We start from the raw sequence: 21,392 nt of genomic DNA on the forward strand, positions 1-21,392 counted from the left end.
CGGGGTGGAGGCCGAAATGTTCGAGGACCGGATTTCCGCCGGGCTTCAGCTGGCCAAGGAACTGGCTGAACTGCCGATGACGGACCCCGTGGTGCTGGCGCTGCCGCGGGGCGGGGTGCCTGTGGCACTTCCCATTGCGCAGCAGCTGGGCGCGCCTCTGGATCTGATCCTGATCCGCAAGATCGGCATGCCCTCCAACCCGGAGCTGGCTGCGGGGGCCTTGGCCGAAGGCAGCAATCCCATTTTCAACGGTGCTCTGCTGAAGGCCACGGGTATGAGGTCAGAGGATTTTGCCGCCCAGGTCGCCGAAGCGCGGGAGGAGAACGCCGCCCGCCGCGCCCGCTATCTGCAAGGGCGCGACCCGATCGTGCTGGAAGGGCGCACCGTGATCGTGGTGGACGACGGGATTGCCACCGGCGCTACCTTTATGGCGGCACATTTCTGGCTGAAGGAACGTAAGCCCGCGAATGTGATCCTGGCGGTTCCTGTTGCGCCGCCGGAAGCGGTGGACGAACTGCGTCCCTTGGTGGATACTCTGGTCTGTTTGCTGAGCCCCAGGGAGTTTTGGGCGGTCGGCGCGCATTACAGGGATTTTACGCAAACCAGCGATGACGAGGTCATGGCCGCACTGGCCGCGGCCCCGGACGCTGGCGCAGGAAAGGACAAGACGTGGCATTGAATGTTTATCTCTCGGGCGAGATTCACACGGACTGGCGGGAACAGATCGTTGAGGGTGCAAAAGGGCTGGAGGTGAGCTTCAGCGCACCAGTGACGGATCACGATGCCAGCGATGATTGCGGCGTGGCGGTGCTGGGGGCCGAAGAGAACAAGTACTGGCACGACCACAAGGGCGCGATGGTCAACGCGATCCGCACCCGCAAGGGGATTGCGGACGCCGATGTCGTGGTCGTGCGCTTTGGGGACAAGTACAAGCAGTGGAACGCGGCCTTTGACGCGGGCTATGCCGCGGCGCTGGGCAAGTCGATCATCGTGCTCAGCCCGCCGGAGCATCAGCATGCGCTGAAAGAGGTTCATGCCGCTGCGCTGGCGGTGGCAGAGGAGCCGCGCCAGGTGGTCGAAATCCTCACCTATGTGCTGACCGGCAAGCTGCCTGCATGACACCTCCCGTGCTTGAGACGGAACGGCTGATCCTGCGCCCGCACGGGGTGCAGGATTTCGAAGCCGTGGCGGCACTTTGGGCGGAGCCGGAGGTGGTGCGTTTCATCTCCGGGACACCCTCGGCGCCGGAGGAAAGCTGGACAAGGCTGCTGCGTTACATCGGTCACTGGCAGGCGCTGGGCTATGGCTACTGGGCGGTGACCCTGCGGGAAAGCGGCCGGTTCATCGGCGAGGTGGGTTTTGCCGACTACCAGCGCAGCATGGAGCCGCCGCTGGCAGGGGTGCCGGAAGCGGGCTGGGTGCTGGCGCCGGAAGTGCATGGGCGGGGAATGGCTACCGAAGCGGTTGGGTGCATCCACGAGTGGGCGGCAGAGGCCACGGACTGGGCGGAAACCGCCTGCATCTTCGATCCGGCCCATACGGTGTCGCACCGGGTGGCGCTGAAGCTGGGGTATGCACCTGCGGGCGAGGCCCTGTATCGGGGCAACCCAACTTTGGTCATGAAACGGCCTGTCAGCCGGTGAAGCTGGAAACATTCCTGTATTTCAATGTTTTGCGGTGTTCGAATTGCACTTGGAAAAGCTGTGATCGCTGGAACGGAGCAACGGTTCTTTAACGGGAGCGGGCTAGTTTTCCCGTGACAAATAATAGATCGAAATGGCACCGCTCTCTCCGGAGGGCGGTGTTCGGGACTGCTGAATGACGAACCGCCGCCGCCCTCCCATGCAAGTCACCCCGCTGGTCGAAGATGCGGGGCTGTTCAAGCGCGAGGTGCGCGATGTGCCGGTGGAGCTGGTGCCGGTGTTCAGCCGTAACAACCGCGGCGATCTGGTGGTGAAGGGGCTGGTCAGCCCGGGCGCCGAGATTGAGGTGATCTTTGCCGGCCGCCGCCTGCGCGAAGCGGCCAGCCTGGTGGAGCGGATGAGAAAGCTGCGGGCACAGGGCGCGCGTGCCGCCCTGAATGGCCATCAGGCGATGATGCAGATCCGCCAGCTGCGGCTGCCGGTGCAGGTGCGTGGCACCTGGCGCTTCCGGTTTCAGCCAGACGCTTCCGGCTGGGAAGTGAAGAGCTACCAGCTTATAGCGGCGCAGTGGGCGTTTACCGATCTTGAGGGGTACAAGGTGCTGGCCGGCTGGCCGCCGGCGGAACCTGAAAACAGAGTGCAGGACCGCGCGCGGGAGGCCAGAGCCCGGAATGCGGCTGTTCGCGCTATGCAGGCCGCGCGGGAACGTTGATCCCCTGAACCCGGAACGCGGAAACGCCCCGCCAAAGGCGGGGCGCCAGGCCCAACGGGGTGCGGCCCCGGCAGGGGCCAAAGTCAGGCGGGAGCGCCTCAGCCCGCTTTCTTGATTTCCACCGCATGGGGGTAGGGGATGGAGATGCCCTTGGCATCAAAGGCTTCCTTCACGCCCTGAGTGAGGGCGAATTTCACCTCCCAGTAATCATCCGCCTTGCACCAGACCCGCGCTGTGAGATCGACCGAGCTGTCGCCCAGGTTGGTGACCCGCACCCAGGGTTCCGGATCTTGCAGAACCCGTGCGTCTGCGGTGGCCTGTGCCAGAATGACCGCCTTGGCGGTGTCGGCGCTGTCGCCATAGTCGATGCCGAACACCAGGTCGACACGGCGGGTAGGGTGGTGCGAGAAGTTGGTGATGACCGAGCCCCAGGCCTGGCCGTTGGGGACGATGATCTGCACGTTGTCCGGTGTTGCCAGCTCGGTCACGAACAGGTTCACGTCCTTCACCGTGCCGGCGGTGCCGCCGATGTCCACATACTGGCCGATCTTGTAGGGGCGGAACAGGATCAGCATGAACCCCGCCGCCAGATCGCTAAGCGTGCCCTGCAGCGCCAGGCCGATCGCCAGTGTGGCGGCGCCCAGCATCGCTACCAGGCTGGTGGCCTGAATGCCGAAGATGCCGAGGATGGCGACCAGCACCACCGCCAGCAGCGCCCAGCGGATCATGCTGGCAGCGAAATTGCCGAGCGTCGGGTCGATCTGCGGGGTCCTGTTGATGCGGTTGCGTACTGCGCCGCTGATCCAGCCGGTGGCGATCCAGCCGAGGATCAGCACCACCAGCGCCTTGACGCCGCTTACCAGCAGCGGCCAGTAGGCCCCGGCCTGTTCAATCAATTGTTCCATCAGTTTCAATCCCTTGCAAACGCGCTAAAGGAGCGGAAGCCCGCCCCTTTGCAATTCCTTGATGCCGGTGCACCGGCGTTATTTTTTCAGCGAGTCGCGGATTTCCAGCAGCACGTCAAGTTCTGTCGGCCCGGCGGGCGCTTCCTCTGCCGGAGCCTCTTCCTGCCTCTCCATCGCGTCGCGGGCGCGGTTCACGGATTTGATCAGCAGGAACACCACCCAGGCGATGATCAGGAAGTTCAGCACCGCCATCAGGAAGGAGCCGTAGGCAAAGACCGAGGCACCGGCTTCGCGCGCGGCCTCCAGCGAGCTGTAGCTGGCGCCATCGCCACCCAGCACGGCGAAGTTGTTGGTGAAATCCACCCCGCCGGTGAACAGGCCGATAATCGGGTTGATCAGATCATCAACCATGGACTTCACGATCGCGGTGAAAGCGGCACCGATAATGATCCCCACCGCCATATCCATCACATTGCCCTTGGCAATGAAGGCCTTGAACTCGTCCAGCATTTCCGTTTCCTTTCCATCCCTGCCGCGCTGTTTATGCGCTTCAGGCTAGGAGCGGCGTTTCACTCTGTAAACGGGGAATATCAGGCTGGAAACGCCTCAACCGCAGGGCGGCATAAGGGGCGGCCGCCGGGCCGCCCCTGGGGAGATCATAGCAGCTCGAATTCGTCTGCACCCAGATCCTCTTCAGCCTCCGGATCTGCCTCTGCGTGATCCTCCAAACTCAGTGCTGCCATCAGGTCCTGACCGGCCAGGCCTCCGGTGGCTTCGAGAGCGTCGTCATAGGCGGCCAGCAGGTCGTCCGCACTTTGGAAGCCGCCCTCCGGCGCGTCGATGCGGAACAGCTCTTCCTGCGCGCCGTCCTCTCCGGTTCCGTAAAACACCACCGACTGCACAGCGGACAGGTCACCGCCGATATCTTCCGACAGGAAGTAGGACAGGTAGTTGTCAAACGTCGGTTCCGTGCCGTCGGGCAGGGCGGGGATGCTGTAGGGGTTCGGGTCCGGTTCTTCGTCCAGGATGAAGGTGCCGCCCAGCGGGTCGCCGGAGTCAGAGAACACCTCGCCGAAGAAGACCTTCTCATAAGTGGGCTCTTCCGGGTCCTCGGGCTCTTCCGGCTCCTCCGGATCGCCGCTCACGCCTTTGATGGAGCCTGCGTCATTGGTGGTGGAGGTGGCGCGGATACCGAAGATGTCGATCTCGTCCAGGCTTTCGATGTCCAGCGAGACCGTCATCGTGTCACCGGTCTGCAGGTAGGTTTCCTTGTCTTCGCCCTCCGGCCCCAGGCCGGGGTCGCTCAGCTCCGTGGCTTCGTCCCATTGCACCTTTTCGCCGTCCAGGCGGGTGCCGTTCATGTTCAGCGGGCCGCTCAGGGACTCGCTGGAGCCGGAAAAATCATCATCCCCGAAGTAGATGGCGTTCACGTCCATGGCGCCGTCGTCGACGGTGATGTCGGCAAAGAATTCGCCGTTTTCCTCGTAAACGGTGACGGTGTAGGCAAGGCCGTCCACCGCGTAGGTAAAGATCTTGGAAGTCTCGGGCATTGATTTGCTTTCACTCGTGACCGGAAATGGTTGCGCAGGCTTGCCCTGCCGGCCGCTGCTGTCCGGACATGCCGCAATTTCACAAATTTGCCTCATTTTTAACAAAATTGAGGTGAGCTAAAAAACCGCCTCTGCGGGAACAAAGCTGGCTGATTGTCTCCATTGGGTAAACGGCAAATGAGTCGTTCCGGTCTTCAGGGCAGCAGCATCCAGACCGCAACCGCCGCCAGAACGGCGCCGAACAGCACATTCAGGCGGCGGGCGCCTGCGGAGGTTCGGAACAGCTTGGCGATCCTGCCGCCGGCCAGGGCCCAGACCGTGAAGGCCAGCAGGTTGTTGAGAGTGAAGACGGTTGTGATCAGCAGCACCGGCAGCAGCCGGCCGTCCTCCTCCTGGGCCAGGAACTGCGAGAACATCAGCGCGATGATCACGTAGGCCTTGGGGTTCAGCACCAACAGCACCGCGCCATCTGTGAAACCGGCCGGCTGCGGCTCCTGTGCGCCGCTCAGCACCCCGGCCCGGACCAGTTTCCAGGCGAGCGACAGGACATAGAGGGAACCTGCGGTCTTGAGCACCGCAAACAGCTGCGGCGTCTGGTCCATCACTGTCAGGAAGCCCAGCCCGATCGCAGCTGTCATGAACCAGGTCGCCAGGTGGTAGCCTGCATTGGCCGGAACCGTGGCAGCAAAGCCGAAGCGCGCGGCATTGGCGGCAAAGAACAGGTTGCCGGGACCGGGGCTGTAGGCCAGAGGAAACAGGAACACGATCAGTGCGGCGGCGGTCTGGAGCATCTGGAAAACCTCTTGGTGCGGCTCCAGAAACGCCATTTCCGCAGGTCCGGTCGATCCGGTTCTTGCGCAAAGGGGCACAGAAAAAGCCCCGCCGGTTTGGCGGGGCTTTCTTTGGATTTCCTGCCGTACAGCGGGAAGTTACATCTTGATTGCGTCTTCCGCAGAGATGCAGTCCAGGCCCAGGGCCTCGCCGACCGCGGCATAGGTCAGCTTGCCGGCGTGCACGTTCAGGCCGTTCAGCAGGTGACGGTCGTCGGCGCAGGCCTGACGCCAGCCCTTGTTGGCCAGGTTCAGCATGAACGGCAGGGTCGCGTTGCCCAGTGCCTGGGTCGAGGTGCGTGCCACGGCGCCCGGCATGTTGGCCACGCAGTAGTGCATGATGCCGTCGACCTCATAGATCGGGTCGGCGTGGGTGGTCGCCTTGGAGGTCTCGAAGCAGCCGCCCTGGTCGATGGCAACGTCCACCAGCACTGCGCCCGGCTTCATCTCAGAAAGCTGTGCGCGGGACACCAGTTTCGGCGCTGCCGCACCGGGGACCAGCACCGCGCCGATCACCATGTCGGCGTCGCGCACCAGCTCGGCGGTGGCGCCGGCGGTGGAGTACTGGTTCTTGAAGGTGCGGCCAAAGACGTCGTCCAGATACTTCAGGCGGGTCAGCGAACGGTCGAGGATGGTGACATCCGCGCCCATGCCGGCCGCGATCTTGGCTGCGTGGGTGCCGACAACACCGCCGCCGATCACCACCACCTTGGCCGGGGCCACGCCGGGGACGCCGCCCATCAGCACGCCGCGGCCGCCGTTGGCCTTCTGCAGGGTGTACGAGCCAACCTGCGGCGCCAGACGGCCGGCCACTTCCGACATCGGCGCCAGCAGCGGCAGGCCGCCGCGGTCGTCGGTGACGGTCTCGTAAGCGATTGCGGTACAACCGCTTTCCAGCAGGTCGTGGGTCTGTGCCGGATCGGGTGCCAGGTGCAGGTAGGTGAACAGCAGCTGGCCTTCGCGCAGCATCTTGCGCTCAACCGCCTGGGGTTCCTTCACCTTGACGATCATGTCGGCGGTGGCAAAGATTTCCTCGGCAGTGTCCAGGATCACGGCACCGGCGGAGACATAGTCCTCGTCGGTGAAGCCTGCGCCCAGGCCGGCGCCTTGCTGGATGACAACCTCGTGGCCGCGCAGGACGGCCTCGCGGGCGGCGTCCGGGGTCATGCCGACGCGGAATTCCTGCGGTTTGATTTCGGTGGGGCAGCCGATTTTCATCTGAGTATCTCCTCAAAACTCTCTGCGGTCATAATGCCGCAGGCAGCCCAGAATGTGCTGCTTATTTGGGCAGAATAAAAACATGCGTTTCGAAGATTCTTCGCGTAATATGGCAGGACACAGCAAGGATCTTCGCAAAATGTCGCTGGACGAAACAGATCGTCGCATTCTCTCGGTTCTGCAAAAGCAGGGGCGCATCTCCAACGCGGACTTGTCGGAGCGGGTGAACCTGTCGGCCTCGGCCTGCCACAGGCGGGTGCAGCGGCTGGAGGCGGAAGGGTATATCCGTGAATATGTCGCGCTCCTGGACGCGCGCAAGATGAACGTGCCGTCGACGGTGTTTGTCGAGATCACACTGTCGGGCCAGGCGGATGAGGTGCTGGACGCGTTCGAGAAGGCGGTGTCGCGGATTCCGGATGTGCTGGAGTGCCATCTGATGGCGGGGACGGCGGACTATATCCTCAAGGTGGTGGCGGAGAACACCGAGGATTTCGCCCGCATCCACCGCCAGCACTTGGCGCGGCTTCCGGGGGTGGCGCAGATGCAGTCCAGTTTTGCGTTGCGCACGGTGTTCAAGACCACGGCGCTGCCGGTCTGAGGCAGGATATTGGGGGGGTGGCATGCGTGCACCCCCTGTGCACCCCCTGTGCACCGGTAAGGCGGATTTTCAGGCCGGACCGGGGTAAGTGAACAGCAAAAGGTGGGTGAGGTTGAAGGCAAAGTGCATCGCAACCGGCACGTAAAACCGCCCCGCGCCCCAATAGCCCAGCCCGCAGGCCAGCCCCAGTAGCGCGGCGAATGCGGCCACTGCAGGACCGGCGCCGATGTGGGCGAGGCCGAACAGCAGGCTGGCGGCGGCGATGCCTGCCGCCGGGCCGAAGCGGCGGCTGAGGCCGTGCTGCAGGTAGCCGCGGAAGAAGGCTTCCTCTGCCAGGCAGGTGAGCAGCAGGTTTGAGGCCATCCACAGGAGGAGCCAGTCCGGCAGCGACGGCTCCAGTTCCAGCGCGCCGGTGAGCAGGGCCAGCGGCAGCAGGGCGGCGAGGATCAGAAGGCCGGAGATCAAGGCGCGCCTGCCTGCCGGATCATTGCGCTGCAACAGGGCAGGCCAGGCCAGCAGCAGAGCGAAGACCACCAGCGGCTTGTCGAGGTTCAGGTGCAGGGAGTAGGGCGCGCTGGCGGGACCGGCCTGCACCTGGTCCAGGATCAGAAGGTTGCGCACTCCCGGCAGCAGATGTGCGCCAAGCGCCAGCGACCACAGCACCAGCACCGCGTGGCCGATCAGCCTGGCGGGGCCGCGGGTGCGGGGGATGAAGGCGGCAAACCGCAGGCCGGTGGCCAGCGCCATCAGCGCGATTGGTTCCAAATGCCCGAGGGCCAAAGCAACGCCGCCGAAGACCGCGAGCAGGGCAAAGGCCAGTCCGCGCTGGCCGCTCCAGCCTGCAGCAAGCGCTGCCATCAGGATCAGCCAGGGCCAGGTTTGGGGCAGGGAGGATAGAACAAAGCTCATGGCGTGCACATAAACCGCTCATCTGCCCGGTTTCCAGCAGGTGGCGCAGGGGCATTGCTCTTTTTGCGCTTGAACCTGCCCGGGAATTCCGCTTGCCTTAAAGGGAGCTGCAGCCGGGCGGGTGACATCAAGCCGTCATATGGAACCGCTAGAAAGCAGCACTTGCACCAGCTGACAAGGAAGGAACCCGCCCGTGACCCGCGAATTTGAAACCGCCTCCCTCGACTGGCTGGAAGCGGAACTGCAGGACACGCTGGACGAGGACATCGAGATCGAGTTTTCCGAGCCGATGCTGAGCCAGGAGATCCGCAAGGTCTACCGCGAGCAGCACCCGGAGATGCTGGACCGGCAGGTTTATTTCCGCAACCTGCTGCGGCTGCAGGCGGAGCTGATCAAGGTGCAGGACTGGGTGCAGCACACTGGCGCCAAGGTCTGCATTCTGATGGAAGGCCGCGACAGCGCCGGCAAGGGCGGGGTAATCAAGCGGATCACCCAGCGGCTGGATCCGCGGGTGGCGCGGGTTGTGGCACTGCCGGCGCCGAACCGCCGCGAGCAAAGCCAGTGGTATTTCCAGCGCTATGTGCCGCATCTGCCCGCAGGCGGTGAGATCGTGCTGTTCGACCGCTCCTGGTATAACCGGGCCGGCGTTGAGCGGGTGATGGGCTTTGCCAGCGAAGACCAGGTCGAACAGTTCTTTCAGGACGTTCCCGAATTCGAGCGGATGCTGGTGCGCTCTGGCATTATCCTGCTGAAGTACTGGTTCTCGATCACCGATGAGGAACAGCAGCTGCGGTTTTTGATGCGCATCCACGACCCGATGAAACAGTGGAAACTGTCGCCGATGGATTTGGAGAGCCGGATCCGCTGGGAACAGTACACCAAGGCCAAGGAGGCGATGTTCAAGCGCACAAACATCCCCGAGGCGCCCTGGTACATTGTCGAGGGCAACGACAAGAAGCGCGAGCGGCTGAACTGCATCGAGCACCTGCTGACCAAGATTCCTTATGAAGAGGTGCAGCACGAGAAGGTCGAGCTGCCGGACCGCAAGTACAATCCGGATTACGAGCGCCAGGTGCTGCCGGATGAGCTGTATGTGCCGAAGATCTACTGAGACATGACGGAACAGCAGAAAGGGGCGTGCCTAGGCGCGCCCCTTTCTTGTTTGCCCGGTGGGAGTATCAGAACAGGAAGTCGCCGGAGTTCAGCTGCTGTTCTGTGATGCCGGCCAGCAGCATACTGTCGCCATCGCTGTCGGTGATCAGCAGGCCGTTAGCGGTCTGAGTGGTGTGGTTGTTCATCAGGTCGCTGTAGCTGGTGATACCGTCGGCATCGCCCAGGTCGATCCGCTCGCCGCTGGTGTTCACGCTGAAATCGGTGACGGTGTCATTGCCGTTGCTGAAGACAAACAGGTCAGCGCCGCTCTTGCCGGTCAGGCGGTCATTGCCGTCGTCGCCGTCCAGGGTATCCTTGCCGCTGCCGCCATACAGAATGTCATTGCCGGTGCCGCCCCACAGCTTGTCATTGCCGTAGCTGCCCCGCATGGTGTCGTTGCCGCTGCCGCCCCAAAGCCGGTCGTAGCCGGCCCCGCCGCCGATGGAGTCATCGCCGCCGTTCCCGGAGATTTTGTCGTAGCCTTCATCGCCGAGCAGGGTGTCGCGTCCGGTGCCGCCGTACATGCGGTCGCCCTGGCTGCCGCCCCGCAGGTTGTCGTTGCCGCCCTCGCCATAGACGGTGTCATTGCCTTCGTTGCCCTTGAGGCTGTCGTTGCCGCCGCTGCCGGTCAGCTTGTCGTCGCCGTCCAGGCCGTCCAGGGTGCCAGCGCTGCCCAGGGTCAGGACATCGTCGCCCATGGTGGGCTGGCTTGTGCCGCCGCCACCGCCACCGCCGCCGGAGCCGCCGCCTGACCCGGTGTCCAGCTGCAGTTCGGCGCTGGTCTTGGCGAAATTCTGGGTGACCATCACGGCATCCCAGCCTTTGAAGTTGCCCTGCTCGATGCCGATGCCGATCACTTCGACATTGGCGTTCAGGATGTTGGCGCGGTGGCCGGGGCTGTTCATCAGCGAATTGTGCAGGTCGATCACGTCATCGGCCAGGCCGGGCGCGCCGCGCTCGCTTTGCCAGGCGATGTTTTCCGCCCAGGTCCAGCTGCCGGAGAAGACAAAGCCCGCGTCCTTCATCCGGTCGCCGGCGCTGGAGCCGCCCGAACCGGTGTGCGAGAACACATCCGCTTGCAGCATCCATTCGCTGTGATCCTCGGCGGAATCATTGAGCCGCAGCTCCAGCTGTACCGGGTTAAGCCCGCGCGAAGTGCGCTCGGCGTTGATCAGCTCGAGCATCTGCCGCTCGAGTTCGCTTGCCTGTGACATCGTTAACTGCTCCATGAGTGTGCCGGACCTCCGGCGGTGCGCCATCCGGTTAAAGGAAATTGTTTCCGCCGGAAGTCGGACGGGGCGGTTTTGCGGTTTTACGGCGGAGGCCTGCCCGTTGAGCGGCGGATGGTACGCGGATTTCTGCGCGTTTTGCCGGTTTGGACCGTTGCGGCCCCGCCACGGAGGCCGGCGGCAATTGTCTGCTGCCTTGCCGGCCACTTGACGGGGGCAGGGGATTCGCCCTGGCGCACGGGCAGCAGGCAGGCGGCGAGGATGGAATCAGAGGCCTGGAAACGGTCCGGACGCTGCCGGGGGGTGGCAGCGTCCGGTAAAATTGAAAACCCGGGAGAGACGAGCCTTGTTTGCAGGGACCAAGACCAGCGCCGGTAATCGGGGGGAAGCGCCGTCTGCCCAGGGTTTCGGGTAACCGGGAGTTCCAAGCCCGGCCGGCGGGGCAATGGTTAGGGAAACGCAACTGACTTGCCCTGCCGTGATCCCTGTATAGCAGAAGGTGGCAGGGAAATACACCCTAAAGATGTATTTGTAATCAATTTGATATTTTTACGTGTGCCGCAAAGGAGGCAGACCGGCCTGCCGGGGCGCTGGGCTACCCGAAAGGGGTGCCGCAAATGACAAACCCCCGGGCAGGGCCGCGGGGGTCGTCTGAACGTATGTTCCGGCGTGATCCGGGGATCTGCCGTAGTGCTGTCCAAAGCTGGAGAGCAAGGGTATGCTTAGAGCAGACCTTCGCGCTGGGCTTTCTTGCGTGCCAGTTTACGGGCACGGCGGATCGCTTCAGCTTTCTCGCGCGCTTTTTTCTCGGACGGCTTTTCGAAATGTTGCTTGAGCTTCATTTCGCGGAAGACGCCTTCACGCTGCAGCTTTTTCTTCAGGGCACGGAGCGCCTGATCGACGTTGTTGTCGCGAACACTAACCTGCATGTGGTTTTCACCACCTTTCTAAGTTGAGTTGCAAGGATTTGCAGGAGGTGGCCGTATAGCAAAGCGCGCAAATTTTGTCTAGTAGGGTGTCAGCACGCCGCAAGCGGGAGGGTGAGATGACCGAAGACCACGATCACGCACAGGACGATATCAAGGATAAACTGCTGGATGCGGCGCTGAATCATGTGCCGTTTGACGGCTGGTCGGAGGTGACCTTCCGCGCCGCCTGCCAGGATGCGGATGTGCCGGAGGTGCTGGCCCATGCGGTCTGTCCGCGCGGCGGCGTCGACCTGGCGCTGGCGTTTCACGCCCGCGGCGATTCGCGGATGCTGGAGCGGCTGGAGGCCGAGGACCTTTCGGGGATGCGGTTCCGCGACAAGGTGGCGGCGGCGGTGCGGTTCCGGCTGGAAGCGGTCGAGGACAAGGAGGCGGTGCGCCGCGGCACCACCCTGCTGGCGCTGCCGCAATATGCCGGCGATGGCGTCAAGGCGATCTGGACCACCTGCGATCTGATCTGGGACACGCTGGGCGACGGATCGGACGATCTGAACTGGTACACCAAGCGCGCCTCGCTGGCCGGTGTCTATTCCGCCACCGTGCTGTACTGGCTGGGTGATGACAGCCTGGAGCATCAGGCGACCTGGGATTTTCTGGAGCGGCGCATTGATAATGTGATGGACTTCGAGAAGCTGAAGGCTGGTCTGCAGAAGAACCCGCTCCTGAAGCCCTTGCTGGTGGGACCGAACTGGCTGGCCGAACAGATCAAGCCGCCAAAGGGGCGCGATGATCTGCCGGGGTCGGTTGATCCGCGGCGGTAGGGCAGCGGGCTGGCCCGGTTTGCTGCTTCCCGCTGGATTGAGAAATCCGGTTCACCCGCCCGCGGGCACCGGGTGTAGACAGAATGCCGATGTGATTCCAGAATTGGTGCCAAGTTCCCTTTACTTGGTATTCCGGTTGGAGAGGAAACACGATGGCGGATATCTTTCAGTCGCTCGATACGCTCGACAGTGAAAAACTGCAGATGGTCGTGGATCGCCTGGAGTACCGGGGCACCTACCCGCCTTTTGTTGCCATGCGGGAACGGTATTTTGACCGGCTGCCGCTGGAGCGCTGCCGCGAGGTGCTCGATATGGGATGCGGAACCGGCGTTGTCACCCGAGCCTTGGCGGCGCGTCTGCCCGGGGAGGCCCGTTTGACGGGAACCGACTTTTCCGCAGAGCTGATCGGGGTGGCCCGGCGGCTGGCTGCCGAGGAGGGTCTTGACGGCCGGATCTCATTTGACGTTGCCGATAGTCACGGCACCGAGGCAAATCAGGACCAATACGACCTGGTTGTGCTGCATACGCTGCTCAGCCACGTCACCAGCCCCGCCCAGGTTCTGAAGGAGGCCGCCCGTGTCACTGCCTCGGGTGGCCATGTGGTGGTCTTTGACGGCGACTATGCCTCGATCACATTCGGCGCAGGCGATCCGGCTCTGAATGACGAAGCGCTGCAGGCGTTGCTGAAAACCGTTGTGGCCCACCCGCGGGCGATGCGCCAGTTCCCTGAACTGTTTGCCGGGTCGGGCCTGGAATTGGCGGATTTCCTGCCTGAGATTCTCGCCGAGGCCGGTAAGGCGGAGTTTTTCGAGAGCATGCTGGACAGCTACAGGCCCGCGATGGTGGCGGCGGGCCACATCAGCGAAGCGGCAGCGCGGCAGTGGTCGGAGACGCATCATGCAGCCTCAGCCGCGGGAACCTTTTTCGGGTCCTGCAACTTCGTGTCCTATATCCTGCGCAAGCCCTGACAACGGGGAATCCGCCCTGCTGTTGCAAGGCCCCGGGATGGCGCTGTCCGCATTCCGCCCCAACTGCGGCGCCTTTGCTGTTTGCGCGCATCGGGCCGGATGCTAGGCAGGAGGCAAGGATCAGGAGGATATCAGCCGATGACAGAGATGATGCGCGCGGTGGAGATCACCAAACCCGGCGGGCCGGAGGTGCTGCAGCTTTGCCAGCGCCCGGTGCCGCAGCCGGGCCACGGCGAGGTGGTGATCAAGGTGGCCTACGCCGGCGTGAACCGCCCCGATGCGCTGCAGCGCGCAGGCGCCTATGATCCGCCCAAGGGCGCCAGCGACCTGCCGGGGCTGGAAGCCTCCGGCGAGGTGGTGGCGGTGGGCGCAGGCGTCAGCGGCCTTGCGGTGGGCGATCTGGTCTGCGCGCTGCTGCCCGGTGGCGGTTACGCGGAATATGTGGCTACGCCTGCGGCGCATTGCCTGCCGGTGCCGGAAGGGCTGGACCTGAAACAGGCAGCGTGTTTGCCAGAGACCTTCTTTACCGTCTGGTCCAACGTTTTCACCCGCGGTGGTCTCAAAGCCGGGGAGCGGTTTCTGGTGCATGGCGGCTCGTCCGGCATCGGCACCACCGCCATCCAGCTGGCCAGGGCGTTCGGGGCGCGGGTGTTTGCAACTGCGGGTTCGGATGAAAAATGCCAGGCCTGCCTGGACTTGGGCGCGGAGCGGGCGATCAACTACCGTGACGAGGACTTCGTCAAGGTGATGCGGGAGGAAGGCGGCGCCGATCTGGTGCTGGACATGGTCGGCGGCGATTACATCCCGCGCAACATCAAGGCGATGGCCGAGGACGGGCGGCTGGTGCAGATCGCCTTTCTGCAAGGCCCCAAGGTGGAGCTGAATTTTGCCCTGATGATGGTCAAGCGGCTCACGCTGACCGGATCTACCCTGCGCCCGCAGAGCGACCTGGCCAAGTCGCAGATTGCGCAGGATTTGGCGGAGGCGGTCTGGCCGCTGATCGAAGCGGGCAAGGTGGCGCCGGTGATGGACAGCGAATTTACGCTGGAGGAGGCCGCTGCGGCCCACGCCCGGATGGAAAGCTCCGGCCATATCGGCAAGATCGTCCTGAAGGTGGCCTGACGGCCTCAATCAGTCACAGCAAAGGGCCGGCGGATGCGCCGGCCCTTGTTTTTTTTGGCGTCACATGTTCACTCCACCGCGCGCCGGTACAGATGCCAGGTTGCATGCCCCAGCACCGGCACTACGATGATCAGCCCGGCCAGGAAGGGGATTGATCCGACGATCAGCGAAACGCCGACGATCACACCCCAAGCCATGCAGACCATCGGGTTCTTGCGCAGAACCTTGATCGAGGTTGCCACCGCCACCGGCAGGCCGACATGGCGGTCCATCAGGAGCGGGAAGGACACCAGACTCATCGCCAATGCGGCAAAGGCAAAAACCGCGCCCACGATGCCGCCGCTGATCGACATCATCCAGCCCTCGCGGGTGGTCAGCACATCGCCGATAAAGCCCATGATCGAGGCCGGCGGCTCCGGACCCAGGGTGCGGCTGTAGATCATGTCCGCCGCCACAAGCCAGATGATGAACAGGGCTGCCAGATACAGGCCCAGCACCAGGATAGCACCAAAGGAGGGCGAGCGGATCACCGCAAAGGCATCCATCCAGCGGGTCTCCAGCCCGGCCTCGCGGCGCGAGGACATTTCATAAAGCCCGACCGCTGCGACGGGTCCGAGAATGGCGAAGCCCATGATCATCGGCACGATGAGCGGCAGCAGGTTCATCGACAGGCTCATCACGATGAGCGCGATGCCGATGATTGGGTAGAACAGCACCAGGAACATCGCGTCGGAGCGGCAGGCGGCAAAATCCTCCAGCCCGGCGGCCAGCGAATGGATGATGTCGTCCATGCTGAGCTTGCGTGCTTCGGGCATTGCCGCGGCGCCGGTGCTGCGCATCTCGCCGACTGTTTGGCCAACGTGGTGGGAGGTGGTCTCTGCACCCTGCAGAAGCCAGCTGAGCGGGTTACCGATTGTTTTTGCCATGCGCTTCCTCCTTCTCGCTGACCAAAACGGAGTGCCGTTCAGGCAGGGCCGGGCGCGGCACAAGGGTAATTGTAGCACGAAATGCGGCGATTTCCGCTTCACAGGCTATTTACTGCCGGTAAAATTGTCTTGGATCAGTTCAATGCTCCAAGGCGGGCGAGAACCTCGTCAATTGCCTCCACTTCGGTTTCGCACAGCAGTTTGGTGACCTGCGTGCTATGGCCCCCGAAAAACGTCTGGACATAGTGGCCGCGCCAGCCCGTTCCGGAGCATCTTTTCAGAAAGAGCTGGTCGTTGCCGCTGTAGTTGATGTGGTGGCGCCCCAAGGAGAACTCACGGTAGTTTGAATTGAACTCCGCCACCCCGGCAAAGGGCAAGAAGCCTTCGAACCCCTGAGCCAGAAATGGATCCTCAAAATACACGGCTTCGTGGTTTTCTTCTCTGAAAAAGACGTCCAGGCGACCGGAATGATCGAGCAGGTACTCAAAGATCAGGGAGGTATCTGCCGGAATTATCCTGCTGTGCCCGGTTTTTCCGCCGGGCCGGGGTCCGTCCGTGGCAACATAGTCGCTGCCGACCGCAAGACAGGAAATGCGGCCTGCAGTCAGCCTGTCCTGCGCAGAGGATGGCGCCGCAGCGACTGTCAGCAGAAGCGCAAAGAGGACCCTCATCGTAATTTCTCCTGCGCAACAGTCTAGCAAACTGGCGCGAGTGTGTCATCGGTCCCCCGAAAACAGCAGGTGGTCTCAGCGCATAGGAGCAAAGCGGGCGTTCTTCAGCGTGCAGTCCTTGATCACGTCCCGCCCGCAGGGCACCGGCTCCAGTGCCTTGGACAGGCAGATGCGGGCCTCCTGGATGGCGCCGTCGCGGCAGGTGATGGTCAGGCTGTCGCGCGTCAGGTCCGGGTTTTCCTGCAGGAACGCCTGTTCAACGACAGAGGCCGGCAGGGTCACGGGCTTCTCAAGCCTGCGGAAGGCAGCGGGGCGGGTGATGCGCCCGTAGGCTTCGCGCATGGCTGTGTAATAGTCCCGCGCGCTGAGGCCGGAGCAGGTGCCGTGTTTTTTCCACTGGTGCCAGGCGAGGCCGGCGCTGCCCATGATGCCGGCCATGTCCCGGCTCATTGCACGGCTGGGCGGCGCCTCTGCGGTGCGGCAGTAGCTGGGCCAGCCGCGGTGGTATTGCGGCCAGAGGCCATGCAGGGTCCAGCCGTAGTCATGGCGGGCGTCACACTGGTCCGCATTGCGTGCATCACCTTCCAGCGCACACCAGTTCGGCGACCAGCTGAGCGACAGCACGTAATAGTCGAAGTCGCCCGCAGGTTCGCCGTCTGCCGCGGCAAGGGCGGGCAGCAAGGCAAGAAGGGCCGCAAAAACACCTGTGAACAACTTGCGCATTGGCCTCTTTCCTTATGCAATGATGCCGACTATATAGGGCGGAAGTTCCCCGACAACGGAAACCTGCCCCGGAACGCCGGGGACGCCATTTCAGGCGGCGGGAGAGATGTATCCGGGGATCAAAGGTGTTTTAAGGAGATGAGCACATGGCAAAACCGTTGATGGCCAAGGCAACCGCCGTGTGGCTGGTGGACAATACCACGATCAGCTTCAAGCAAATCGCGGATTTCGTGGGCATGCACGAGCTGGAGATCCAGGGCATCGCCGACGGTGAAGTGGCGGTCGGCGTCAAAGGGTTCGACCCGATGGCGAACAACCAGCTGACCCAGGAAGAGATCGACAAGGCGCAGGCCAATCCGCTGCACAAGCTGAAGCTCAAGTTCAACCCGGCCGCGGCCGGCGAGGAAAAGCGCCGCGGTCCGCGCTACACCCCGCTGTCCAAGCGTCAGGACCGTCCGAACTCGATCCTGTGGCTGGTCAAGTTCCACCCGGAACTCAGCGACGGCCAGATTGCCAAGCTGGTGGGCACCACCAAGCCGACCATCCAGTCGATCCGCGAGCGCACCCACTGGAACATTGCCAACATGCAGCCGATCGACCCGGTGGCGCTGGGCCTGTGCAAACAGTCCGAGCTGGACTCTGCCGTGCAGAAGGCCGCGGCCAAGAAGGCAGCCGAAGGCGGCGTGATGAGCGACGACGAGCGCCGCAAGCTGGTGTCGACCGAGCAGTCGCTGGAGATGGATGCCGAGCCGAAGATCCCGAGCGCCATCGAGGGGCTGGAAACCTTCACCCTGGGCGGCGGCCTCAACGACGACGACGAAGAGAAGAAGGAAGAGAACGTCCTGGACGCCGACAGCTTCTTCAACCTGCCGTCCGGCGGCGATGACGAGGATGACGAAGAGGACAACCGCTTCTGATCCGGATCTGTCCGGCCTAGGGCAGCCGGGCTGCCCGGCAAACGGAAAATCTGTAAAAAGCCGCAGATCCGATGCTCCGGATTTGCGGCTTTTTCTGTTAGAATTGAGTCTCAATCATACAAGATGTTGACTGCGCGCTGGTTTTTCGCGCAGCATGATGTTGCAGTGCGGCCGTGTTCCAGGCCGCCTGCGGGGTGTTTTGTTTGCGGGGCAGGTCTCTGGAAAAGGGGCCGTTGCGCGATGTGAAAGGGACAGTGGTTAGCGAGTTATGCCAAAGGTCCGGTCTCTTGGGCCGGTCCGTGCAGGGATGGCAGGAGTATTGGTTATGGACGCATCCGGGGGTGCGGCGCTTGGGGAAAGCGGCCGCTTGGATCTAAGGCAATTGTCGGTCTTGAGCGGCCGAGAGTTTTGCCAGGCATTCACGGATCAGATGGCGCTGGGATTTGGCGCGGATCTGGTCACGGTGAGCCTGTTGCAGGTCGCGGAGGCCGACTACCTGAAGGTGGTGGCCAGCTGGTTTGACGGGCTGCAGCTGGGGGACTTCGAATATGACGCGCGCGGGGCGCCGTGCCACGATGTGGTGCTGAGCGGTGCGGCACAGGTTGTTCCGGACCGGGTGCAGCAGCTGTATCCCGAAGACGCGATGTTCATCGAGGAAAACATCAACAGCTATGCCGGGGTGCCGCTGAAAAACGCCGCTGGCGCCGTGGTCGGCCTGGTGCAGGCTGCCTGGCGGCGGGAGCCGGGAGAGGCACTGGCAGCGGAGGCTGTGGCTCACATGCAGCAGTTTGCCCCGCGCCTGGGGGCGGAGCTGGCCGGGCTGCAGCAGGTGGCGGCGCTGACGGCGCTTGCCAAGGGGCCGGGCAGCCTGCCGCTGCGGGCGGCGCTGCAGCAGCTGGCGGAGCAGTTGCAGAAGGCCTTCCGGGTGCGGTTTGCCTTCATAGCTGAATTCAATGCGGACCGCCCTGACGGTTACCGGGTGCTGGCCGCCTGCGAGGGCGGGACGACCGTGGCCGGGATTGAGGATGCCGTTGTGCCCTATCAGGGCACCCCCTGCAGTTTCCTGCGGGAGGGGGAGCCGTTCCTGGTGCCGGAGGGGCTGCAGGAGATGTTTCCGGCGCAGGCGCACATGCGGGCGCCGGGGCTGCACTCTTATCTGGGCGTGCCGCTGCGGGATGCTGAGGGGCAGCTGGCCGGGCATTTTGCGCTGCTGCACGACCGGGAAATCGGGGAAGATATCAGCAAGGACCCTCTGATCGGGGTGTTTGCCCGGCGGGCCGGCCTGGTGCTGCAGCGCCGCCGGGCCGAACGGCGGCGGCGCCAGGCGGAACAGGCGCTGCTGTTGCGCCACAAGACCGAAAGCCTGGGGCTGCTGGCCGGCACCATCGCGCATGAGTTCAACAATCTGCTGGCCTCGATGCAGGGCGGCAGCGAACTGGCGCTGGCGCATCTGGAGGCGGCCCACCCGGCGGTTGCGCATGTGCAGATGGTGGGGGACGGGCTGCGCGACTCGGCGCGGCTGATGCGGCAGCTGCTGGGCTATGCCCGGGGCGGCGGCACGCCGCAGCCGGAGGCCTGTGATCTGAACCGGATCGTGCGTGAGACGCTGGCGCTGGTGCCGTCAGAGTGCAAGCTGGGCAAGGCGGTGGTGCTGGATCTGGCGGGCGGGGAACTGACTGCTCAGATCGACCCGGCGCAGGCAGGCCAGCTGCTGATGCAGGCGGTGCTGAATGCGGTGGAGGCGATCGGCCCCGGCGCAGGCACCGTGACGGTCGCAACCCGGCGCATCAGCCTGAGTGCGGCGGAGCGGCGGCGGCTGCTGAAGGGACGGAAGATGCCCGCGGGCGATTGCCTGCTGCTGGAGGTGCGCGACACCGGCGGCGGCATGGGGCAGGACACGATGGCGCGGATATTCGACCCGTTCTACACCACCAAGCCCGGCGGCCGCGGGTTGGGGCTGGCGGCGGCCATGGGCATCATCAGCAGCCACCGGGGCGGGCTGGCCGTGGACAGCCGGGAGGGCGGCGGCAGTATCTTCCGCTTCTATTTCCCGGCGGGCACGGCAGACGCGGAGCGGACGCCTGACGCCGATGCCAGGCCGGTTCTCCGCAGGGATCAGGCGCGGCGGTTCCTGGTGGTCGATGACGAGGAAACGGTGCGCCGGGCCGTGGCAGGTTTGCTGCAGCTGCGCGGCTGCGAGGTGGTGCAGGCTGACGGCTATGACGCGGCGCTGGCGCAGCTGCAGGCGCAGGGACCGTTTGACGGCGCGGTGATCGACATGAGCATGCCGGGCCGGGGCGGCTGGGAGACGCTGGCGCGGCTGCTGCAGGTCCAGCCCGGGCTGAACGCGGTGATGATGAGCGGTTTTGCCTTCAGCGCGGCGGAGGCGGGGTTTCCGGAACTGAACGGCGTGCAGGTGCTGGATAAGCCCTTTACCAAGGAAAAACTCTACAAGGCACTGTTCCGCTAGGGATAAAAGGTTCGGGTGGTGGCCTCCCGCGCCTGCAGGTGCCCCTGCGGCCCCCTTGGCAGCCTTGGGCGTGGCGCCGCGCGGATGCGCGGCGCGCCAGCGTCTAGCCGGAAGGCGCCTGTTCCAGCAGCCAGGCCCGGACCCGTTCGATCCGGCTGGTCCCGGCCTTGGCCTGCGGTGTCAGCAGGTAATAGGCACTGGCAGGCGTGCAGCGGTGGGGGTGGGCCAGGATCAGCGTTCCTTCGGCCAGCTCGCGGCGGACCAGCAGCTCCGGCAGGATCGCCACGCCGTGGCCGTACTTCACCGCGTCGATCAGCATCTCGAACTGGCTGAACAGCGGTCCGGCGGGGCGGGCGGGCAGCGCCTGACCTTGATCCTCGAACCAGATCTGCCAGCTGAGCGGGCGGGTGCTGTGCTGCAGTGCCGGGTGGTCCAGCAGCCGGGCGGCGTCCTGCAGTGGTGCCTCCAGCAGGCCGGGCGCCGCCACTGCCACCAGGGTTTCCGGCATCAGGAGGTCGGCGCGGAAACCCGGCCAGGGCGGATCACCCTGCACGATGGCCAGATCCACCAGGCTGGCATCCACCTGGGCATTGTCCAGATAGGTGATGGTGTTGACCGTCAGTCGCGGCTGATCCTGCGCCAGCCGCGCCAGATGCGGCATCAGCCAGCGGCTGCCCAGTGTCGGGTAGGTGCCGATGTTGAGCGCGCCGTAGGGATTGTCGCGGGTGCGCAGCCGGTAAAACGTGGCCTCCAGCGCCTCCAGCTGCGGCGCCAGCTCCTGCAGCAGCATTTCGCCCGCACCGGTCAGCTGCACCCGCTGGCGTTCGCGCTTGAACAGGGTCTGGCCGGTCTGTGCCTCCAGCCCCTGGATCTGGCGGCTGAAGGCGCTTTGCGACAGGTTCATGGCGCGGGCGCCCTGGGCAAAGCTGCCGGAGCGGGCGGCGGCCTCGAAACACAGGAGGGCGGAGATGGGCGGGATCTTGCGGCGCATGAGGTTACCCTGCCACTTGTTGCATTTTTTGCAATACTATTTGCGAAATCCCGGCTTTATTCAGACGTATCTGCCTGCAACGATGGCGCCGAATGCATCATCACTCACGTA

General features: G+C 64.1%; 23 protein-coding genes. 11 read left to right on the forward strand and 12 right to left on the reverse strand.

All coding sequences use genetic code 11. The features are described from left to right. The first annotated feature begins 16 nt into the window (after positions 1-16). From RA25_RS04115 to RA25_RS04130, 4 genes are all read left to right on the forward strand, one after another. On the forward strand, positions 17-679 hold the full coding sequence (locus RA25_RS04115) for a phosphoribosyltransferase (RefSeq protein WP_039170475.1): 663 nt from the start codon (positions 17-19) through the stop codon (positions 677-679). Then, positions 670-1,119 carry a YtoQ family protein gene (locus RA25_RS04120; RefSeq protein ID WP_029205037.1) on the forward strand — a complete coding sequence of 150 codons (450 nt, stop codon included), beginning with the start codon at positions 670-672 and terminating at the stop codon, positions 1,117-1,119. The genes RA25_RS04115 and RA25_RS04120 overlap by 10 nt, the downstream gene beginning before the upstream one ends. Then, positions 1,116-1,643, forward strand: coding sequence for a GNAT family N-acetyltransferase (locus RA25_RS04125; protein WP_019298254.1), 528 nt, complete (start codon positions 1,116-1,118; stop codon positions 1,641-1,643). Before RA25_RS04120 ends, RA25_RS04125 begins: the two co-directional genes overlap by 4 nt. 175 nt (positions 1,644-1,818) lie before the next feature. Continuing rightward, on the forward strand, positions 1,819-2,355 hold the full coding sequence (locus RA25_RS04130) for a hypothetical protein (RefSeq protein ID WP_019298253.1): 537 nt from the start codon (positions 1,819-1,821) through the stop codon (positions 2,353-2,355). Between the two features lie 98 nt (positions 2,356-2,453). On the opposite strand, the gene RA25_RS04135 is transcribed toward RA25_RS04130, so the two are convergent. The 5 genes from RA25_RS04135 to ald all read right to left on the reverse strand — a co-directional run bounded on the left by RA25_RS04135 (position 2,454) and on the right by ald (position 6,858). Next, a complete protein-coding gene (locus RA25_RS04135; protein WP_019298252.1) occupies positions 2,454-3,260 on the reverse strand; it encodes a mechanosensitive ion channel family protein in 807 nt (268 codons plus the stop codon). Between the two features lie 78 nt (positions 3,261-3,338). Next, positions 3,339-3,770 (reverse strand): large conductance mechanosensitive channel protein MscL, encoded by a 432-nt coding sequence (gene mscL / locus RA25_RS04140; RefSeq protein WP_039170476.1) that lies wholly within the window; start codon positions 3,768-3,770, stop codon positions 3,339-3,341. A 146-nt stretch (positions 3,771-3,916) separates the two neighbouring features. Continuing rightward, on the reverse strand, positions 3,917-4,810 hold the full coding sequence (locus RA25_RS04145; protein WP_039170477.1) for a hypothetical protein: 894 nt from the start codon (positions 4,808-4,810) through the stop codon (positions 3,917-3,919). A gap of 194 nt (positions 4,811-5,004) precedes the next feature. Next, positions 5,005-5,637, reverse strand: a complete 633-nt coding sequence (locus RA25_RS04150; protein ID WP_082023035.1) for a LysE family translocator — start codon at positions 5,635-5,637, stop codon at positions 5,005-5,007. Positions 5,638-5,739: 102 nt separating this feature from the next. Continuing rightward, a complete protein-coding gene (gene ald / locus RA25_RS04155) occupies positions 5,740-6,858 on the reverse strand; it encodes an alanine dehydrogenase (protein WP_039151601.1) in 1,119 nt (372 codons plus the stop codon). A gap of 139 nt (positions 6,859-6,997) precedes the next feature. On the opposite strand from ald, the gene RA25_RS04160 reads away from it, so the two are divergent. Further along, complete coding sequence (locus RA25_RS04160) at positions 6,998-7,456, forward strand: Lrp/AsnC family transcriptional regulator (RefSeq protein ID WP_039170544.1); 459 nt, start codon at positions 6,998-7,000, stop codon at positions 7,454-7,456. A 69-nt stretch (positions 7,457-7,525) separates the two neighbouring features. On the opposite strand, the gene RA25_RS04165 is transcribed toward RA25_RS04160, so the two are convergent. Then, entirely contained in the window at positions 7,526-8,365 is an 840-nt protein-coding gene (locus tag RA25_RS04165) for a CPBP family intramembrane glutamic endopeptidase (protein WP_039170478.1), read from the reverse strand. A 193-nt stretch (positions 8,366-8,558) separates the two neighbouring features. Here RA25_RS04165 and ppk2 point away from each other — a divergent pair, with 193 nt between their 5' ends. After that, positions 8,559-9,476, forward strand: coding sequence for a polyphosphate kinase 2 (gene ppk2, locus RA25_RS04170; RefSeq protein WP_019298245.1), 918 nt, complete (start codon positions 8,559-8,561; stop codon positions 9,474-9,476). 67 nt (positions 9,477-9,543) lie between these two features. On the opposite strand, the gene RA25_RS04175 is transcribed toward ppk2, so the two are convergent. Together RA25_RS04175 and rpsU are read right to left on the reverse strand one after the other, a co-directional pair. Further along, entirely contained in the window at positions 9,544-10,731 is a 1,188-nt protein-coding gene (locus RA25_RS04175; protein ID WP_039170479.1) for a CAP domain-containing protein, read from the reverse strand. Positions 10,732-11,468: 737 nt separating this feature from the next. Continuing rightward, positions 11,469-11,675: a 30S ribosomal protein S21 gene (gene rpsU, locus RA25_RS04180; protein WP_005614280.1), complete on the reverse strand. Its 207-nt coding sequence runs from the start codon at positions 11,673-11,675 to the stop codon at positions 11,469-11,471. A gap of 116 nt (positions 11,676-11,791) precedes the next feature. Between rpsU and RA25_RS04185 the strand changes: the two genes are divergently transcribed. The 3 genes from RA25_RS04185 to RA25_RS04195 all read left to right on the forward strand — a co-directional run bounded on the left by RA25_RS04185 (position 11,792) and on the right by RA25_RS04195 (position 14,583). Beyond that, positions 11,792-12,493, forward strand: a complete 702-nt coding sequence (locus RA25_RS04185; RefSeq protein ID WP_039151597.1) for a COQ9 family protein — start codon at positions 11,792-11,794, stop codon at positions 12,491-12,493. A gap of 152 nt (positions 12,494-12,645) precedes the next feature. After that, positions 12,646-13,461 carry a methyltransferase domain-containing protein gene (locus RA25_RS22070; protein ID WP_052254154.1) on the forward strand — a complete coding sequence of 272 codons (816 nt, stop codon included), beginning with the start codon at positions 12,646-12,648 and terminating at the stop codon, positions 13,459-13,461. A 138-nt stretch (positions 13,462-13,599) separates the two neighbouring features. Further along, positions 13,600-14,583: an NAD(P)H-quinone oxidoreductase gene (locus RA25_RS04195; RefSeq protein WP_039170480.1), complete on the forward strand. Its 984-nt coding sequence runs from the start codon at positions 13,600-13,602 to the stop codon at positions 14,581-14,583. A gap of 68 nt (positions 14,584-14,651) precedes the next feature. On the opposite strand, the gene RA25_RS04200 is transcribed toward RA25_RS04195, so the two are convergent. The 3 genes from RA25_RS04200 to RA25_RS04210 all read right to left on the reverse strand — a co-directional run bounded on the left by RA25_RS04200 (position 14,652) and on the right by RA25_RS04210 (position 16,903). After that, complete coding sequence (locus tag RA25_RS04200; RefSeq protein ID WP_019298240.1) at positions 14,652-15,509, reverse strand: DUF2189 domain-containing protein; 858 nt, start codon at positions 15,507-15,509, stop codon at positions 14,652-14,654. A 134-nt stretch (positions 15,510-15,643) separates the two neighbouring features. Beyond that, the gene (locus RA25_RS04205; protein ID WP_019298239.1) at positions 15,644-16,180 is read right to left on the reverse strand and encodes a hypothetical protein; all 537 of its coding nucleotides are present in this window, start codon (positions 16,178-16,180) and stop codon (positions 15,644-15,646) included. Positions 16,181-16,255: 75 nt separating this feature from the next. Next, positions 16,256-16,903, reverse strand: coding sequence for a ribonuclease T2 family protein (locus RA25_RS04210; RefSeq protein WP_039170481.1), 648 nt, complete (start codon positions 16,901-16,903; stop codon positions 16,256-16,258). A 146-nt stretch (positions 16,904-17,049) separates the two neighbouring features. On the opposite strand from RA25_RS04210, the gene RA25_RS04215 reads away from it, so the two are divergent. Together RA25_RS04215 and RA25_RS04220 are read left to right on the forward strand one after the other, a co-directional pair. Beyond that, positions 17,050-17,820 carry a DUF1013 domain-containing protein gene (locus tag RA25_RS04215; protein WP_019298237.1) on the forward strand — a complete coding sequence of 257 codons (771 nt, stop codon included), beginning with the start codon at positions 17,050-17,052 and terminating at the stop codon, positions 17,818-17,820. 325 nt (positions 17,821-18,145) lie between these two features. Continuing rightward, positions 18,146-20,290, forward strand: a complete 2,145-nt coding sequence (locus RA25_RS04220; RefSeq protein WP_342586124.1) for an ATP-binding protein — start codon at positions 18,146-18,148, stop codon at positions 20,288-20,290. A 103-nt stretch (positions 20,291-20,393) separates the two neighbouring features. On the opposite strand, the gene RA25_RS04225 is transcribed toward RA25_RS04220, so the two are convergent. Next, positions 20,394-21,281: a LysR substrate-binding domain-containing protein gene (locus RA25_RS04225; protein ID WP_039170483.1), complete on the reverse strand. Its 888-nt coding sequence runs from the start codon at positions 21,279-21,281 to the stop codon at positions 20,394-20,396. Positions 21,282-21,392 lie beyond the last annotated feature (111 nt).

Source organism: Leisingera sp. ANG-S5 (assembly GCF_000813925.1).
In the GTDB taxonomy this organism is placed as follows: Bacteria; Pseudomonadota; Alphaproteobacteria; order Rhodobacterales; family Rhodobacteraceae; genus Leisingera.

Bases quoted from the DNA above. Each gene is read 5' to 3' on its own strand.
- RA25_RS04115 (WP_039170475.1), top strand. From the start codon at position 17: ATGTTCGAGGACCGGATTTCCGCCGGGCTTCAGCTGGCCAAGGAACTG.
- RA25_RS04125 (WP_019298254.1), top strand. From the start codon at position 1,116: ATGACACCTCCCGTGCTTGAGACGGAACGGCTGATCCTGCGCCCGCAC.
- RA25_RS04130 (WP_019298253.1), top strand. From the start codon at position 1,819: ATGACGAACCGCCGCCGCCCTCCCATGCAAGTCACCCCGCTGGTCGAA.
- RA25_RS04135 (WP_019298252.1), bottom strand. From the start codon at position 3,260: ATGGAACAATTGATTGAACAGGCCGGGGCCTACTGGCCGCTGCTGGTA.
- mscL (WP_039170476.1), bottom strand. From the start codon at position 3,770: ATGCTGGACGAGTTCAAGGCCTTCATTGCCAAGGGCAATGTGATGGAT.
- RA25_RS04145 (WP_039170477.1), bottom strand. From the start codon at position 4,810: ATGCCCGAGACTTCCAAGATCTTTACCTACGCGGTGGACGGCCTTGCC.
- RA25_RS04150 (WP_082023035.1), bottom strand. From the start codon at position 5,637: ATGGCGTTTCTGGAGCCGCACCAAGAGGTTTTCCAGATGCTCCAGACC.
- ald (WP_039151601.1), bottom strand. From the start codon at position 6,858: ATGAAAATCGGCTGCCCCACCGAAATCAAACCGCAGGAATTCCGCGTC.
- RA25_RS04160 (WP_039170544.1), top strand. From the start codon at position 6,998: ATGTCGCTGGACGAAACAGATCGTCGCATTCTCTCGGTTCTGCAAAAG.
- RA25_RS04165 (WP_039170478.1), bottom strand. From the start codon at position 8,365: ATGAGCTTTGTTCTATCCTCCCTGCCCCAAACCTGGCCCTGGCTGATC.
- RA25_RS04175 (WP_039170479.1), bottom strand. From the start codon at position 10,731: ATGTCACAGGCAAGCGAACTCGAGCGGCAGATGCTCGAGCTGATCAAC.
- rpsU (WP_005614280.1), bottom strand. From the start codon at position 11,675: ATGCAGGTTAGTGTTCGCGACAACAACGTCGATCAGGCGCTCCGTGCC.
- RA25_RS04185 (WP_039151597.1), top strand. From the start codon at position 11,792: ATGACCGAAGACCACGATCACGCACAGGACGATATCAAGGATAAACTG.
- RA25_RS22070 (WP_052254154.1), top strand. From the start codon at position 12,646: ATGGCGGATATCTTTCAGTCGCTCGATACGCTCGACAGTGAAAAACTG.
- RA25_RS04195 (WP_039170480.1), top strand. From the start codon at position 13,600: ATGACAGAGATGATGCGCGCGGTGGAGATCACCAAACCCGGCGGGCCG.
- RA25_RS04200 (WP_019298240.1), bottom strand. From the start codon at position 15,509: ATGGCAAAAACAATCGGTAACCCGCTCAGCTGGCTTCTGCAGGGTGCA.
- RA25_RS04205 (WP_019298239.1), bottom strand. From the start codon at position 16,180: ATGAGGGTCCTCTTTGCGCTTCTGCTGACAGTCGCTGCGGCGCCATCC.
- RA25_RS04210 (WP_039170481.1), bottom strand. From the start codon at position 16,903: ATGCGCAAGTTGTTCACAGGTGTTTTTGCGGCCCTTCTTGCCTTGCTG.
- RA25_RS04215 (WP_019298237.1), top strand. From the start codon at position 17,050: ATGGCAAAACCGTTGATGGCCAAGGCAACCGCCGTGTGGCTGGTGGAC.
- RA25_RS04220 (WP_342586124.1), top strand. From the start codon at position 18,146: ATGGACGCATCCGGGGGTGCGGCGCTTGGGGAAAGCGGCCGCTTGGAT.
- RA25_RS04225 (WP_039170483.1), bottom strand. From the start codon at position 21,281: ATGCGCCGCAAGATCCCGCCCATCTCCGCCCTCCTGTGTTTCGAGGCC.